The sequence below is a fragment of the Paraburkholderia phenazinium genome, assembly GCF_900141745.1.
Taxonomy (GTDB): Bacteria; Pseudomonadota; Gammaproteobacteria; order Burkholderiales; family Burkholderiaceae; genus Paraburkholderia; species Paraburkholderia phenazinium_B.
Window position 1 is genome coordinate 1,772,036 of the sequence record NZ_FSRM01000001.1, and the last position, 15,968, is coordinate 1,788,003.

The 15,968-nt window shown below is 61.8% G+C and carries 17 protein-coding genes; all 17 read left to right on the top strand.

What is annotated here, in order from left to right:
• Window positions 1-17 precede the first annotated feature (17 nt).
• The gene (gene fabD / locus BUS06_RS08285) at window positions 18-950 is read left to right on the top strand and encodes an ACP S-malonyltransferase (protein ID WP_074263838.1); all 933 of its coding nucleotides are present in this window, start codon (window positions 18-20) and stop codon (window positions 948-950) included.
• Window positions 951-1,038: 88 nt separating this feature from the next.
• Window positions 1,039-1,788, top strand: a complete 750-nt coding sequence (gene fabG / locus BUS06_RS08290; protein ID WP_074263839.1) for a 3-oxoacyl-ACP reductase FabG — start codon at window positions 1,039-1,041, stop codon at window positions 1,786-1,788.
• A gap of 153 nt (window positions 1,789-1,941) precedes the next feature.
• Complete coding sequence (acpP, locus tag BUS06_RS08295; protein ID WP_004197638.1) at window positions 1,942-2,181, top strand: acyl carrier protein; 240 nt, start codon at window positions 1,942-1,944, stop codon at window positions 2,179-2,181.
• Window positions 2,182-2,451: 270 nt separating this feature from the next.
• Window positions 2,452-3,690, top strand: a complete 1,239-nt coding sequence (gene fabF / locus BUS06_RS08300) for a beta-ketoacyl-ACP synthase II (protein ID WP_074265970.1) — start codon at window positions 2,452-2,454, stop codon at window positions 3,688-3,690.
• Between the two features lie 125 nt (window positions 3,691-3,815).
• Window positions 3,816-4,184 (top strand): protein YgfX, encoded by a 369-nt coding sequence (locus BUS06_RS08305; RefSeq protein WP_254368785.1) that lies wholly within the window; start codon window positions 3,816-3,818, stop codon window positions 4,182-4,184.
• A 101-nt stretch (window positions 4,185-4,285) separates the two neighbouring features.
• The gene (gene rpoE, locus BUS06_RS08310; protein ID WP_006051939.1) at window positions 4,286-4,885 is read left to right on the top strand and encodes an RNA polymerase sigma factor RpoE; all 600 of its coding nucleotides are present in this window, start codon (window positions 4,286-4,288) and stop codon (window positions 4,883-4,885) included.
• Window positions 4,886-4,966: 81 nt separating this feature from the next.
• Complete coding sequence (locus BUS06_RS08315) at window positions 4,967-5,593, top strand: sigma-E factor negative regulatory protein (RefSeq protein WP_074263840.1); 627 nt, start codon at window positions 4,967-4,969, stop codon at window positions 5,591-5,593.
• Between the two features lie 4 nt (window positions 5,594-5,597).
• Entirely contained in the window at window positions 5,598-6,641 is a 1,044-nt protein-coding gene (locus tag BUS06_RS08320; protein WP_074263841.1) for a MucB/RseB C-terminal domain-containing protein, read from the top strand.
• 28 nt (window positions 6,642-6,669) lie between these two features.
• On the top strand, window positions 6,670-8,223 hold the full coding sequence (locus BUS06_RS08325; protein WP_074263842.1) for a DegQ family serine endoprotease: 1,554 nt from the start codon (window positions 6,670-6,672) through the stop codon (window positions 8,221-8,223).
• Window positions 8,220-8,486, top strand: a complete 267-nt coding sequence (locus tag BUS06_RS08330) for a glutaredoxin family protein (RefSeq protein WP_074263843.1) — start codon at window positions 8,220-8,222, stop codon at window positions 8,484-8,486. The genes BUS06_RS08325 and BUS06_RS08330 overlap by 4 nt, the downstream gene beginning before the upstream one ends.
• 170 nt (window positions 8,487-8,656) lie before the next feature.
• Window positions 8,657-10,450: a translation elongation factor 4 gene (gene lepA / locus BUS06_RS08335; RefSeq protein ID WP_074263844.1), complete on the top strand. Its 1,794-nt coding sequence runs from the start codon at window positions 8,657-8,659 to the stop codon at window positions 10,448-10,450.
• 18 nt (window positions 10,451-10,468) lie between these two features.
• A complete protein-coding gene (gene lepB / locus BUS06_RS08340; protein WP_074263845.1) occupies window positions 10,469-11,362 on the top strand; it encodes a signal peptidase I in 894 nt (297 codons plus the stop codon).
• 175 nt (window positions 11,363-11,537) lie between these two features.
• Window positions 11,538-12,716 carry a ribonuclease III gene (gene rnc / locus BUS06_RS08345; protein ID WP_074263846.1) on the top strand — a complete coding sequence of 393 codons (1,179 nt, stop codon included), beginning with the start codon at window positions 11,538-11,540 and terminating at the stop codon, window positions 12,714-12,716.
• 54 nt (window positions 12,717-12,770) lie between these two features.
• Window positions 12,771-13,670, top strand: a complete 900-nt coding sequence (era, locus tag BUS06_RS08350) for a GTPase Era (RefSeq protein ID WP_074263847.1) — start codon at window positions 12,771-12,773, stop codon at window positions 13,668-13,670.
• Window positions 13,657-14,628: a DNA repair protein RecO gene (gene recO, locus BUS06_RS08355; RefSeq protein ID WP_074263848.1), complete on the top strand. Its 972-nt coding sequence runs from the start codon at window positions 13,657-13,659 to the stop codon at window positions 14,626-14,628. The genes era and recO overlap by 14 nt, the downstream gene beginning before the upstream one ends.
• The gene (gene pdxJ, locus BUS06_RS08360; protein WP_074263849.1) at window positions 14,625-15,389 is read left to right on the top strand and encodes a pyridoxine 5'-phosphate synthase; all 765 of its coding nucleotides are present in this window, start codon (window positions 14,625-14,627) and stop codon (window positions 15,387-15,389) included. Before recO ends, pdxJ begins: the two co-directional genes overlap by 4 nt.
• 61 nt (window positions 15,390-15,450) lie before the next feature.
• Window positions 15,451-15,897 (top strand): holo-ACP synthase, encoded by a 447-nt coding sequence (gene acpS, locus BUS06_RS08365; protein ID WP_074263850.1) that lies wholly within the window; start codon window positions 15,451-15,453, stop codon window positions 15,895-15,897.
• The last annotated feature ends 71 nt before the right edge of the window (window positions 15,898-15,968 follow it).

Below are 15,968 nucleotides of genomic sequence, written 5' to 3' on the forward strand. Positions count from 1 at the left end.
CGAATTTTGAGGATCCCATGAAATTTGCGTTTGTTTTTCCTGGCCAGGGCTCGCAGTCTGTCGGCATGCTCAACGCATTTGCCGACCACGCCATCGTGCGCGAGACAGTTCAGGAAGCCTCCGACGCGCTCGGCCAGGATCTGGGCAAGCTGATCGCCGAAGGTCCGGCTGACGATCTGAACCTCACCACCAATACCCAACCCGTCATGCTGACGGCCGCGTACGCGATCTACCGCGCGTGGCAGGCTGCGGGCGGTCCGGCGCCGGCAATCGTCGCGGGCCACAGCCTTGGTGAATACACGGCGCTGGTCGTTGCCGGCGCGCTGGCGTTCCGTGACGCGGTACCGCTCGTGCGTTTTCGCGCGCAGGCCATGCAGACGGCCGTGCCGGTAGGCGAGGGCGGCATGGCGGCGATTCTCGGTCTCGACGATGACGCGGTGCGTGCGGTGTGTGCCGAAGCAGCGTCGGCGGGTGTCGTGGAAGCGGTGAATTTCAATGCGCCGTCGCAGGTCGTGATTGCCGGCAACAAGGCCGCGGTCGAAAAGGCTTGCGAAATCGCCAAGGCCAAGGGCGCGAAGCGTGCGCTACCGCTGCCGGTGTCGGCGCCTTTCCATTCCTCGCTTCTCAAGCCCGCATCGGACCAGTTGCGCGAGTATCTCGCGAGCGTCGAAATGCAGGTGCCGAAGATCCCCGTTGTGAATAACGTCGATGTGGCTATCGTCAACGAGCCGGCCGCGATCAAGGATGCACTCGTGCGTCAGGCAGCCGGCGCGGTGCGCTGGGTCGAATGCGTGCAGGCGATCGCGGGCCAGGGTGTCACGCATGTGATCGAATGCGGTCCCGGCAAGGTTCTGTCAGGTCTGACCAAGCGCATCGACGGCAATCTGGTCGGTGCCTCGGTTTTCGATCCGGCCTCGCTCGAAGAAACGCTTAAGCTCGTGACGGCCTGAGCGGCGCGCAGGTACAGCCGCAAGTATCACAGTACTCACTACAGCCTAAAGACTGCAATCAGCCCTCACGGGCACTCCGGACTGAAAGATGGAAAAGACTCTCGATAAGCAGATCGCGATCGTGACCGGCGCCTCCCGGGGTATTGGCCGCGCCATTGCGCTCGAACTGGCGCGCCAGGGTGCGACCGTCATCGGCACGGCGACCAGCGAAAGCGGCGCTGCCTCGATCACCGAAGCGTTCAAGGCCGAAGGCGTGAACGGCCGCGGCGCAGTACTGAACGTGAACGACGCGGCTGCAGCAGAAGCGCTGATCGACGGCACCGTGAAAGAATTTGGAACGTTGCACGTGCTCGTGAACAACGCGGGCATTACCCAAGATCAACTGGCGATGCGCATGAAGGACGACGACTGGGACGCGGTGATCGACACCAATCTCAAGTCCGTGTTCCGCCTGTCGCGCGCAGTGCTCCGCCCGATGATGAAGGCGCGCGGCGGCCGCATTATCAACATTACGTCGGTGGTCGGCTCGGCTGGCAACCCGGGACAGGCCAACTACGCGGCGGCGAAAGCCGGTGTAGCGGGTATGACGCGGGCGCTGGCGCGCGAGATCGGCAGCCGCGGCATTACCGTGAACTGCGTCGCGCCGGGCTTTATCGACACCGACATGACGAAGACCCTGCCGGAAGAGCAGCAAACCGCGCTCAAGACCCAGATTCCGCTTGGCCGTCTGGGCAGCCCGGAAGACATCGCTCATGCTGTCGCGTTTCTTGCTTCGCCGCAGGCCGGCTACATCACCGGCACGACGTTGCATGTAAACGGCGGCATGTACATGTCTTAACGGAATTCGGTTACCATCCGCGCCGTGACGCGATTCTCGTCGTGACCGGGCGGATGCCTTGACAGGAACCGTGCGCGCCGCTTTTTTGCAGGGGCAAACCTGATAAAATGCGCGCACCTGTATTTTTGAACTTCTTTTCCCTTGGAGGGGTTAATGGACAATATCGAACAGCGCGTCAAGAAGATCGTCGCAGAACAACTGGGCGTTGCCGAAGCAGAGATCAAGAACGAAGCCTCGTTCGTGAACGACCTCGGCGCTGACTCGCTCGACACCGTCGAACTCGTGATGGCCCTCGAAGACGAATTCGGCATGGAAATTCCGGATGAAGAAGCTGAGAAGATCACGACCGTCCAGCAAGCGATCGACTACGCTCGCGCAAACGTCAAGGCCTAAGGTCATTCGCGCCCGCGTTGCTGGGTTGGCGGCGTGTGACGCCCTGTTGGGCCGGTTTCCGGCATCCACGGGGCTGGTGCTATTGCCGACGGAGTTGGCGATGAAGTTGCCGGCGCAGCCGTTTCCAGCGCAGATGCAAGTGCAGGTTTCGGCGCAGTTTCCAACGCGTTTTTCAGCGCGTGTTCCAGGTTAACAGCCACAGGGCTCACAGGTCCGATTCCTGTGGCCGCTGTGGCTTTTGCTTTTGTCACCTATGAAAAAGAGGTTACCGTGAGCCGTCGTCGTGTTGTCGTTACAGGCCTGGGGCTGATTTCGCCTGTTGGCAATAATGTTGCCGACGGCTGGGCCAATCTGGTCGCCGGCAAGTCGGGCATTGCCAACATCACGAAGTTCGATGCCGCGAACTTCACGACCCGCTTTGCCGGCGAGGTGAAGGGCTTCAATATCGAGGACTACATCCCCGGCAAGGAAGCGCGCCACATGGATACGTTCATCCATTACGGCGTGGCTGCCGGCATCCAGGCGATGCAGGACAGCGGGCTCGAAGTCACCGATGAGAATTCGGAGCGCATCGGCGTTGTGGTTGGCTCGGGCATCGGGGGTCTGCCGATGATCGAAGTCACGCAGACGGAACTGCTCAATCGCGGCCCGCGCCGGATTTCGCCGTTCTTCGTGCCGGCCTCGATCATCAACATGATCTCCGGCCATCTCTCGATCAAGTTCGGCATCAAGGGCCCGAACCTCGCTATCGTCACGGCGTGCACCACCGGCCTGCATTGCATCGGCGAGGCCTCGCGCCTGATCGAATATGGCGACGCCGACGTGATGATTGCGGGCGGTGCGGAATCGACCGTGTCGCCGCTTGGCATTGGCGGCTTCGCGGCGGCGCGTGCCCTGTCGCAACGCAATGACGATCCGGCTACGGCGAGCCGTCCGTGGGACAAGGATCGCGACGGCTTCGTGCTCGGCGAGGGCGCCGGCGTGATGGTGCTCGAAGAGTACGAGCACGCGAAGGCCCGCGGCGCGAAGATTTACGCCGAAGTGAGCGGTTATGGGATGAGCGGCGACGCCTATCACATGACTGCCCCGGTAGAAGATGGCGACGGCGCACGTCGATGCATGCTGGCCGCATTGAAGAATGCAGGTGTGAACGTGGATCAGGTGAACTACCTGAACGCCCATGGCACCTCGACGCAGCTCGGCGACCTCGCGGAAACCACCGGCATCAAGCGTGCCTTCGGCGATCACGCGAAGAACATCGTCGTGAATTCGACAAAGTCGATGACCGGCCACCTGCTGGGTGGCGCGGGCGGTCTCGAGTCGGTCTTCACGGTCCTCGCCGTGCACAATCAGATCTCGCCGCCGACGATCAACATCTTCAACCAGGATCCCCAGTGCGATCTTGATTACTGCGCCAACACCGCGCGGGAGATGAAAATCGACATCGCGCTGAAGAACTCGTTTGGGTTCGGCGGCACGAACGGCACGCTGGTCTTCAAGCGCGCCTGAGCGGACCGGTCCGTTTGACGTCACCCTCCACGCAGCCCGGTCCCGCGCTTCCCGCCGGACCGGTATCGCCGAACGGAGCGCCGCTGGTTACCCTGCGACGCTCCGTTGTCCTGCGTAGCGCAACGGTGGCTTTTATCCTGATTGCCGTGGCTGCCGTTCAGGCATGCCTGTCAGCCCGGCTCGGCGCCATGCAGGCAGCGCCCGCTGCCGCAACTGTGCTAGCTTTCCTCTCGCTCGCCGCGCGGCGGCATTGGCACGCCGAGCCCGGCGCCATCAAAATCGGGCCCGATGGCCTCACCGTCTGGAACCGCGCCGGGCGCACGCTCGAGCAGGGTCGTATTGCCGGTTGCTCGCAGTGGAGCGGCCGGCTCCTCATTCTGGTGCTCGTGGGCGCGAGCGGCCGTTCCCGGCCGTTGCTGATCGCGGCCGACACGCTGTCTGCCGAGGCGTTCCGCGAGCTGGCCGTGCTGGGCCGGCGCGCCGCCGGCGTCTGACTGTAACGACTGTAACCGCGAGTACCTTAGTAACGTGACGCGATGATGGGGACGCTACAATGGTGCCCCGCGTTGCAGCCCATAGTTAACGGATTTATCAGGTGAGCGAAAAAGAAATTGATCAGGTGCTGGTCGAACGCGTCCAGAAGGGCGACAAGGCCGCGTTCGAGCTTCTGGTCTCCAAATACCACCGGAAGATCCTCCGGCTGATCTCGCGCCTCGTGCGGGACCCCGCTGAGGTTGAGGATGTAGCCCAGGATGCCTTCATCAAGGCATACCGGGCGCTGCCCCAATTCCGCGGCGAATCGGCCTTTTATACGTGGTTGTACCGGATTGCGGTCAACACGGCAAAGAACTACCTTGCGACCCAGGGGCGGCGTGCACCCACTTCGACCGAAGCAGATGCTGAAGAAGCTGAAACTTTCTCGGACGCCGACCAACTAAGGGATATCAACACGCCTGAGTCGATGTTGATGAGCAAGCAGATCGCTGAGACGGTCAATGCTGCGATGGCGGTTTTACCGGAAGAGTTGCGCACCGCCATTACTCTTCGTGAAATTGAAGGTTTGAGCTATGAGGAAATCGCTGAGATGATGGGGTGCCCAATCGGCACGGTCAGATCACGAATTTTTCGCGCTCGCGAAGCCATTGCGGCAAAATTGCGTCCATTGCTTGACACACCCGAAGGCAAACGCTGGTAGTCGGCCAGCTCGCCCGTCGGGGCAATGGGGCAATATCTGGGTTAGGTGGTGTCACTAGGGGTGTGTAAGATGGGGAGCATCATGGGGTCGGTCTCGATGCAATCGCAAGCAAGCTCGCGAGGCGAGCGTCTGTCCGCTTTTGTCGACGGTGAGCTGTTCGGCGAAGAGCATCTGAACAAGTTTATTTCCGAGCTGGATCGCGAAGATCGCGCGTCCTGGTCGCATTACCACCTGATCGGCGACGCTCTGCGTTCGGACGATCTGGCGGTAAGCCCCGCGACCAGTAGCGCGTTCCTCGCCAGCTTCAGTGCGCGTCTCGAGCAGGAGCCGCACGTGCTGGCGCCCGCCGCGATGCCGGCTGCAGGCCGTTTGCTGGCGCTGCGCCGCCGCTTCGTGCCGGCGTTTGCGGTCGCCGCTGCCGCCGCCACGCTGACGTGGATTGTCGTGCCGCAATTGCAGGGTGTGCCGGGCGGTGCGGGCGTGTCTCAGGTCGCGTCGCTGCAGTCCCATGGCGATTCCGTGCAGCGTGTGGCCATGGCCCCGGTGCCGACGGTTGCCGCCGCCCAGCCGGTTTCGGACGGCAACATCATCCGCGACGCGAGCCTCGACCAGTATCTGGAAGCTCATCAACAGTTTGCACAGCAACCGGTTATGCCCGGTTCGATGCCGCTGATTCGCACCTCCGCCATGACCACGCAAGGCCAATAGTCTGATGCAGACACTGCGGTTGAATAAAACGACTATCTGGGGGCGGCTGCCGGCATTTCTGTTCTGTGCAGCCGTATTGTTGTCCGCCACACCGCGTGTCTTTGCGCAGTCCGACGATCCGCTCGTCGCCCGCCGGACTGCGGCTGACTTGCTCAACCGCATTCACCAGGCCGCCCAGCAGCAGAATTACGAAGGGGCGTTCGTCTATCAGCGGGGCAATTTCGTCCAGACCTCGCGGATCGTCCATTTCGCCACCCACAGGGACGGCGAGTTCGAGCAGCTCGAAAGCCTGGACGGCAAGCCGCGCAAGATGTTGCGCCATAACGACGAAATGTACACGTTCATCCCCGAACGGCATTTGTGCGTCGTCGAAAAGCGCCAAAACAAAGATTCATTCCCCGCTTTGCTCGCGGCCAGCAGCGACCAGGTGATGTCTGTCTATGAGCCGAAGCTGCTCGGCGACGACCGCGTCGCGGGTATCGACAGTCAAGTGCTCGAACTCGACCCGAAAGACGCCTTCCGGTTCGCTTACAAGCTTTGGGCGGACAAAAAGACCGGCTTACTGCTGCGCGCGCAGACGCTCGACCCGAGCGGGCAGGTGCTCGAGCAGTTGTCGTTCTCGCAGATCAGCATAGGCGTGCCGGTCGATACGACGCCGATCGCCAATGGCATCCACAACACCGCGGGCTGGACCGTCGTGAAGCCGCCGGTCGAGCCGGTGGATATGGAAGCGCAGGGCTGGCAGATCGATCCCACCGTGCCCGGTTTCCACAAGATTCGCGAGTTGCGCCGTCCGATGGCGTCGGCTGATCCAAGCGAGCCACCCATCCCGGTCGACCAGGCCGTGTTCTCGGACGGCCTCGCGGCGATTTCGGTATTTGTCGAGCCGGTCGAAAAAAATACCCGTAAGGAAGGCGCTGGCAGCAGCGGGGCGACGCACGTGCTGGTCAAGCGTCAAGGTGACTTCTGGATTACTCTGCTGGGGGAAGTGCCCCAAGCCACATTGCAGCAATTTGCGTCTGCCATAGAATATAAGGCTCCCAAGTAATTCCTCGAATCCCTCTGCTGGCTACGATATGACGATTTTCACGGTGCGCAAATTTCTCGCAGCCGCGGTGGTGGCAGTTTGTCTGCCGCTCGTACCGCATGCAGCGTCGGCGGCGCCTGCAGCCAATCTTCCCGACTTTACCGATCTCGTCGACAAGGTCGGGCCGGCAGTCGTCAACATCCGCACCACGACCAAGGTGACGGGTAGCAGTGCCCATGGCACGGCGCCAGGACTCGATGACGGTGATATGTCAGAGTTCTTCCGGCGCTTTTTCGGCATTCCGTTGCCGCAGCAGCCCGGTTCGCCTGGCAATGGGAATGGCAACGGCGGTGGCGGTAGTGGCGGCGATAACGGCGACAACGGCAGTGGCAGCGGCGGGAGCAGCAGCAACCAGGACGCACCCGACAACTCCGATTCCGAGCAGAGCAGCGGTGTGGGGTCCGGCTTCATCCTGTCGCAGGATGGCTATGTGATGACCAACGCCCACGTGGTCGATGACGCCGACAACATCTATGTCACGCTGACCGACAAGCGAGAATTCAAGGCCAAGCTGATTGGCATGGACGATCGCACCGACGTTGCGGTGGTGAAGATCAACGCGTCGAATCTGCCGGCCGTCACGATTGGCGATTCGACCAAGGTGCGTGTGGGCGAATGGGTTGTGGCCATCGGCTCGCCGTTCGGGCTGGAAAACACGGTCACCGCCGGGATTGTCAGCGCCAAAGGGCGCGACACCGGTGATTATCTGCCGTTCATCCAGACCGACGTGCCGGTCAATCCTGGCAACTCGGGTGGTCCGCTCATCAATATGCAGGGCGAGGTAATCGGCATCAACTCGCAGATCTACAGCCGTACCGGCGGGTTCATGGGCATTTCGTTCGCGATCCCGATCGACGAAGCGATGCGCGTGGCCGAGCAGTTGAAGACAACGGGCAAAGTCACGCGTGGCCGGATTGCGGTGGCCATCGGCGAAGTGACCAAGGACGTGGCCGATTCGCTTGGCTTGCCGTCCGCTCAAGGTGCGCTCGTCAGCAGTGTCGAACCTGGAGGCCCGGCCGATAAAGCCGGCGTGCAGCCGGGCGACATCATCCTGAAGTTCAACGGCCATTCCGTCGACACCGCGACTGACTTGCCGCGTATGGTTGGCGACACGAAGCCGGGCACCAAGGCCACCATCACCGTGTGGCGCAAGGGGCAAACGCGCGATCTGTCGGTCACGATTGCCGAAATGCAGGCTGACAAAACCGCCAAGACCGACGAGAAGCAGACCCCGCCGCCGAAGCAACGCGCGACGAATTCTCTCGGCATCGCGGTGAGCGACATCCCCGCCGACCAGCAGAAGACGCTGAAGGTGCACGGTGGCGTGCAGGTCGATCAGGTGGACGGACCGGCTGCCCGCGTCGGCTTGCAGAAGGGCGACATCATTCTGCGCGTCGGCGATACGGATATCTCGAGCGCGAAGCAGTTCGACGAAGTGACCGCGCATCTGGACCCGCAAAAGATGATTGCGTTGCTGGTGCGTCGTGGCGACAACACGCAATTCGTGCCGCTGCGCCCGCGTAGCGGCTCCGCGCAGAAGTGACAACACCGGTGGCACCGCTCACGCTCTACGGGCGCGCGTGGTGCCACCTTTGTGACGACATGCGTGCCGGGCTCGAGCCGTTGCTGATGGAGTTCGGGGCGCAGGTCGAGATCGTCGATGTCGACACTGATCCTGCACTCGAAGCGCGTTACAACGAGTTAGTGCCGGTTTTGGTGTGTGATGGTGTCGAGTTGTGCCACTATCACCTCGACGAAGGGCGGGTCCGCGCAGCGCTGAGCGCACGTGCCGGGCAGATCCGCTAGCGCATCGAAAGTCACGGGGCCCGACATACGTCTGAGCCCGCTTTCAGTGCTCTCCTGCAAGATATGCCGGGCGGAAGCCTTTTTCGGCTAAAATAGAGAGGTTTTTCACCTACTTCCAAGGCGTGCTCCGCAATCGTCCGGGCGCGCCTTTTTCGCTTGATCGGTACTGAATGGATCATATTCGTAATTTCTCGATCATTGCGCACATCGACCATGGCAAGTCGACGCTCGCCGATCGCATCATCCAGATTTGCGGCGGCCTGTCCGACCGCGAAATGGAATCGCAGGTGCTCGACTCGATGGATCTCGAGCGCGAGCGCGGCATCACCATCAAGGCACAGACTGCTGCACTGACGTACAAAGCCCGCGATGGGCGGATCTACAACCTCAATATGATCGACACGCCGGGGCACGTCGATTTCTCGTACGAAGTCAGCCGCTCGCTGTCGGCGTGCGAAGGCGCGCTGCTGGTGGTCGACGCGAGTCAGGGCGTCGAAGCTCAGACGGTTGCGAACTGCTATACGGCAATCGAGCTCGGCGTCGATGTGATTCCGGTCCTCAACAAGATCGACTTGCCCGCGGCGAACCCCGAAAACGCGATCACCGAAATCGAAGATGTGATCGGCATCGACGCAACCGATGCCACGCGTTGTAGCGCGAAAACGGGCCTCGGCGTCGAAGACGTGCTGGAAGCGCTGATCGCGAAAGTGCCGCCGCCCAAGGGCGATCCCGAAGCGCCGCTGCAGGCGTTGATCATCGATTCGTGGTTCGACAACTACGTTGGCGTGGTGATGCTGGTGCGTATCGTCAACGGCACGCTGCGTCCCAAAGACAAGATCCGCTTGATGGCGACCGACACTCAGTACCCGGTCGAGCACATTGGCGTGTTCACGCCGAAATCGAAGAATCTCGAGTCGCTGTCCGCCGGGCAGGTGGGCTTCATCATCGCCGGCATCAAGGAATTGGCCGCCGCGAAGGTGGGCGATACCGTCACGCTGGTGAACCGTCCGGCGCCCGCGCCGCTGCCGGGCTTCAAGGAAGTGAAGCCGCAGGTGTTCGCCGGTCTCTACCCGGTCGAAGCCAACCAGTACGACGCCCTGCGCGATTCGCTGGAAAAACTGAAGCTCAACGACGCCTCGCTGCACTACGAGCCGGAAGTTTCGCAGGCGCTTGGCTTCGGCTTCCGTTGCGGCTTCCTCGGTCTCCTGCACATGGAGATCGTGCAGGAGCGCCTCGAGCGCGAGTTCGACATGGACCTGATCACCACGGCGCCGACCGTGGTGTATGAAGTCCTGCAACGCGACGGCACGGTCATCATGGTCGAGAACCCTGCCAAGATGCCTGATCCGTCGAAGATCGAAGAAGTGCGCGAGCCGATCGTCACCGTGAACCTGTATATGCCGCAGGACTACGTGGGCTCGGTCATCACGCTGTGTACGCAAAAGCGCGGCGTCCAGATCAACATGCAGTACCACGGCCGCCAGGTTCAGCTCACGTACGAAATTCCGATGGGCGAAGTCGTGCTCGACTTCTTCGATCGTCTAAAGTCCATGTCGCGCGGTTATGCGTCGATGGACTACGAGTTCAAGGAATATCGTGCAGCGGATGTCGTGAAGGTGGACATGCTGATCAACGGCGACAAGGTCGATGCGCTGTCGGTGATCGTCCACCGTTCGCAGAGCCAGCACCGCGGCCGCGAAGTGGCGGCCAAGATGCGCGAACTGATTCCGCGTCAGATGTACGACGTGGCGATTCAGGCGACCATCGGCGCGAACATTATCGCCCGCGAAAACATCAAGGCATTGCGTAAGAATGTGCTGGCAAAATGCTACGGCGGCGATATTTCACGTAAGAAGAAGCTGTTGGAAAAGCAGAAGGCAGGCAAGAAGCGAATGAAGCAGGTCGGGTCCGTCGAGATTCCGCAAGAAGCTTTCCTCGCGATTCTGCGTGTCGAAGACAAATAAGACGAAGAACGGAACTCTATGAATTTTGCGCTGATTCTTTTTGTGCTCGTCATCATTACGGGCATCGCATGGGTCGCAGACAAACTGGTTTTCGTGCCGCAACGGCGGCGCGCGGCGGACGAGGCAGTTGCCGAGTTCGACCGTCAGCAGGCGCGCGTTGGTGAGCGCTTCGCCGACGAAAACGCTCCGCAAACGCGGGCGCGTCTGCGTGAAGAAAAGCTTCGCCAACCCTGGTGGCTCGAATATTCGGCGAGCTTCTTCCCGGTCATTCTCGTGGTGTTCGTGGTCCGCTCGTTTGTGGTCGAGCCGTTCAAGATTCCGTCGGGCTCGATGGTGCCGACGCTGCTGGTGGGCGACTTCATCCTCGTCAACAAGTATGAATATGGCATCCGTCTGCCGATCACCAACACCAAGATCACCGACGGCAGTCCGCTTCAGCGCGGCGACGTGGTGGTGTTCCGCTACCCGAAAGACGAATCGGTCGACTACATCAAGCGCGTGATCGGCCTGCCGGGCGACGTGGTGGCGTATCAGGACAAACAGCTGACCATCAACGGCAAGCCTGTGCCGGAGACGCCACTGCCTGACTACTTCGACGAAGAGCGCATTGGGTACGCGAAACAGTTCGAAGAGGACATCGACGGCCGCAAGAATGCAATTCTCAATAATCCGGCAGTGCCGCCGTACATCGTCGGCGCGGAAGACTATCCGTATCGGGATAACTGCACGTACAACGCGCGCGGCGTGATCTGCAAGGTGCCGCCCGGCAATTATTTCATGATGGGCGACAACCGTGATAACAGCGCGGACAGTCGCTACTGGGGCTTCGCGCCGGACAAGAATATCGTCGGCCGCGCGTTCTTTATCTGGATGAATTTCAGCAACTTGAAACGCATCGGGACGTTCCACTGATCGTCACCGCACTGACCGCACGCTGACCAGACAACACGTCGCGCAGATGCCACTCATTGGGCGCGGCGTGTTCTCACGCTACTTTAAGAACGTGCGGTAAGGTCGCTTCACAACGCTTTTTCCGTTGGCCGCTCCGCGTTTTCGCCGGGGCAGGCGCCCGCGTTATACTCTGCACATGCCCCTATCTCCGTTGGAAAGCCGTTTGCGTTACGAATTTCGCAATGCGGAATTGTTGCGCCAGGCTTTAACTCACCGTAGTCACAGTGCCACGCATAACGAACGGCTCGAGTTTCTCGGCGATTCCGTTCTGAATTGCGCGGTGGCTGCACTATTGTTCCAACGTTTCAGCAAACTGGACGAGGGCGACCTGTCGCGCGTCCGCGCCAATCTGGTCAAACAGCAGTCGCTGTACGAAATTGCTCAGGCCCTGAATATTTCAGAGGGCCTCCGGCTCGGTGAAGGCGAGCTGCGCAGTGGCGGCTTCCGCCGCCCGTCAATCCTCGCTGACACGCTCGAAGCTATCCTGGGTGCCATCTTCCTGGACGGTGGCTTCGAAGCCGCTCAGACGGTCATCAAACGCCTCTACGTGCCGATTCTGGACCATATCGATCCCCGCACGCTCGGCAAGGACTCGAAGACGCTGCTGCAGGAGTATCTGCAGGGGCACAAGATTGCGTTGCCCACCTACACTGTCGTGGCAACGCATGGTGCGGCGCACAATCAGCAGTTTGAAGTCGAATGCACGGTGCCGAAGCTGGAAGTCAAGGTGTCCGGTTCGGGCGCCAGCCGGCGCGCGGCCGAGCAGGCCGCAGCCAAGAAGGCACTGGACGAGGTGATGGCCGCCGCGCCTGCCGTGGTGGCCAAGCCAAAGCGCTCGAAGGGCGCCCGGGCGGCGAAGCATGCCGAGCCGGAGATTGTCCCTGGCGTGACCGGTGTGCAAACCGCGCTCGATCTGCGTGCGCCGGACCGTAAGAACGAGCGGAGCGCGCGCGGCGAGCCGAAGGCAGCCGCAGCCGGGACCGAGGCCGCCGTGGCCGAGCGGCCAGCACCCGTCGCCGCGCCGGTCGTCGCACCGCTTGCGGTAATCCGGGCTGCGCACGTGGAATACAGCAGCCAGACCTCGGCGGAAAAAGACAAGGCCGAGAAAGACAAGGCCGAGAAGGACAAGGCGGAAAAAGCCGAAAAGACCGAGCGCGCCGAAAAGCTCGACAAATCCGACGCCTCTTCACGCAGCGCCGACAAACCCGCCGCCGCCCGTAGCCGCGAACTTGCGCCCGACCTGGCGGCGCCTGCCGAACTCGAACCCGGTGTTGCCGACGCGGTACAAACGCGCGTCGCCGATGCGGGCCATTGATTGACTGGATGCGCGTTTCTTCGCGCGTCCATATGAACCTGCCGTAGCCTGAATATGAACGCTTCCACCCCCACTGGTTTCCGCTGCGGCATGGTCGCGATCGTCGGCCGCCCCAACGTCGGCAAGTCCACGCTGATGAACGCGCTGGTCGGCCAGAAAGTCAGTATCACGTCGCGCAAGGCGCAGACGACGCGCCATCGCATTACCGGCATTCACACGCTCGAAGACGCGCAGTACATCTTCGTCGACACACCCGGGTTCCAGACCAAGCACAGCGGCGCGCTGAACCGCTCGCTCAACCGCGCGGTCACTTCGACGCTGACCTCGGTCGACGCCATCCTGTTCGTGATCGAAGCGGGCCGTTTCGGTCCGGACGACCAGAAGGTGCTCGATCTGATCCCGCCTTCGGTGCCCACGCTGCTGATCGCCAACAAGCTCGACCGTGTCTCGGATAAGGACTCGCTGTTTCCGTTCATGCAGCAGGTGAGCGCACTGCGCGAGTTCAATGAGATTGTGCCGCTGTCCGCCAAGAATCCCGACGACATCAAACGTCTGATGGCAACCGTCAAGCCGTTTCTGCCGGAAGGCGCGCCGATCTACGGCGAAGACGACCTGACCGATCGCAGCGAGCGTTTTCTCGCCGCCGAAATCCTGCGCGAAAAGGTTTTCCGTTGGACCGGTGACGAACTCCCGTACACGAGCACGGTCCTGATCGACAAGTTCGAAACCGAAGGTCGTCTGCGCCGCATTTTCGCGACCATCATGGTGGAACGCGACACGCACAAGGCGATGATCATCGGCCAGAAGGGCGCCAAGCTGAAGCAGATCAGCACCGAAGCGCGCCTTGACATGGAAAAGCTGTTCGACGGCCCCGTGTATCTGGAAACCTTCATCAAGGTGAAGAGTGGCTGGGCCGACAACGAAGCCGGACTTCGCGCCTATGGGTACGAATGACGCGTGGATGACGCTGCAATCCGACGCTGAACCGGACGATACCGAGCCGGGCGCGCCGGCGCGCGAGCCATCGAAGGCTCGTGTGTCGAAGAAGTCATCTTCAGCATCCACTGGTTCTTCCATCCGCAACTCGCCGCGCAATACGCCGCGTAGCTCAGCCGGCGAAGCATCGGACGCAGACGCGTCTGCCAGCGGCGAAGCGCGCAAGACACCGGCACGCCGGTCGCCGCGCAGTTCCGGTTCCGACTACAAGGTCACTGAGCAACCGGCGTTCGTGCTGCATAGCTATCCGCATCGTGAGACCAGTCTGATCATCGATGTACTGACGCGCGATCACGGCCGTCTCGCTCTCGTCGCAAAGGGCGCAAAGCGCCCGCACTCCGCGTTGCGCGGCGTGCTGCAGACATTCCAGCCGCTCGCGCTGGCGTGGTCCGGCAAATCCGAAGTCCGCACGCTGACCGGTGCCGAATGGGTGGGCGGCATGCTGCCGCTTGCCGGTGACGCGTTGCTCTGTGGCTTCTACGTCAACGAACTGCTGGTCAAATTCTGCGGACGCGAAGATCCGCATCCGCAACTGTTCCAGCACTATGTCGTCACGCTGGCGCGTCTCGCTCACGATGAGCCGGCCGTGCAGGTCCTGCGCTCGTTCGAACGCGTATTGCTGCGCGAAACCGGCTACGCTCTGGCGCTCAATCGTACGGTCGCGCGCAAGGCCGTGGTGGCGGAGGGGCGCTACGTGTTCGATCCGGAGCGCGGCGTGCGCGAAGCCTCCGACGATCTGCCCGTGCAGTGGCCGGTAGTTGCCGGCCAGACGTTGCTCGATATGGAAGCGGACGATTACCATCGTGCGCAGACCGTGGCGCAAAGCAAGACGCTGATGCGCTTTCTGCTCAACACTTACCTTGGCGGCACGCCGCTCGCGACGCGCCAGATCCTGATCGACTTGCAGAACTTATGAGCTTCTTTCTTACGTCGCCTAATGTGATCGACCTGGGCGTGAATATCGATCACGTCGCTACGGTGCGCAATGCGCGCGGTACCTCCTACCCCGACCCGATTCGCGCGGCGCTCGACGCCGAAGCGGCGGGCGCAGATGCGATCACGCTGCACCTGCGCGAAGACCGCCGGCATATCGTCGACGCTGACGTGCGCAAGCTGCGTCCGCTATTGAGGACGCGTATGAACCTCGAATGCGCGGTGACGCAGGAGATGCTCGATATCGCCTGTGAGGTGCAGCCGCACGACGTGTGCCTCGTGCCGGAAAAGCGCGAAGAACTGACCACCGAAGGCGGCCTCGACGTCGCCGGCCAGTTCGAGGCTGTGCGCTCTGCGTGCAAGCAACTGGCCGAAGCGGGCTCGCGCGTGTCGCTCTTCATCGACCCGGACGAAACGCAGATTCGCGCCGCGCATGAAGCCGGTGCGCCGGTGATCGAACTGCATACCGGCCGCTACGCCGAAGCGCATGACCCGGCAGAGCAACAGCGCGAATACGAGCGCGTGGTACGCAGCGTCGAATTCGGTCTGTCGCTCGGCATCAAGGTGAATGCCGGACATGGCCTGCACTACACGAACGTTCAGCAGATCGCGGCGATCGATGGCATTGTCGAGCTGAATATCGGCCACGCGATCGTCGCGCACGCGATTTTTGCGGGCTGGGAGAACGCGGTGCGCGAGATGAAGGCGATCATGGTCGCCGCGCGTCTCGCTGCACACGCTTGACGCCTGCGGGCGCGCCTCAGCAAACCCGCCGCAACCCTAAGCAACGAGGACCTCTCCACGCATGGCAATCTACGGCATCGGCACCGACATCGTTCAGGTCAGTCGCGTGGCGGCAGTCATGACCCGAACCAACGGGCGCTTCGCGGAGAAAGTGCTCGGCGCCGACGAATTGCGCATCTATCACGCGCGCCACGCCCGCTCGGCGGTGCGCGGGCTCGCGTTCCTCGCCACCCGTTTTTCGGCCAAGGAAGCTTTCTCGAAAGCGATCGGCCTTGGCATGCGCTGGCCGATGACCTGGCGCGCGCTGCAGACTCTCAACGAGCCGAGTGGCAAGCCGATGGTCGTCGCTTCGGGCGAACTGGCTGAATGGCTCGAAGCACGCGGCATCACAGCGCGTGTGACGATCAGCGACGAGCACGACTATGCAGTCTCCTTCGTGATTGCGGAGACGGCGGATCCAGCTGGATCCGCAGCGTCCACTCCGTCTGTCGATCCAGTCACCCCCTGATTTCGCCCGGCGCGGCGTCGGCAAGCCGCGTCTTCTTTCCCTGCGTTTTATTTTGTCTTTTTGCGGAATCC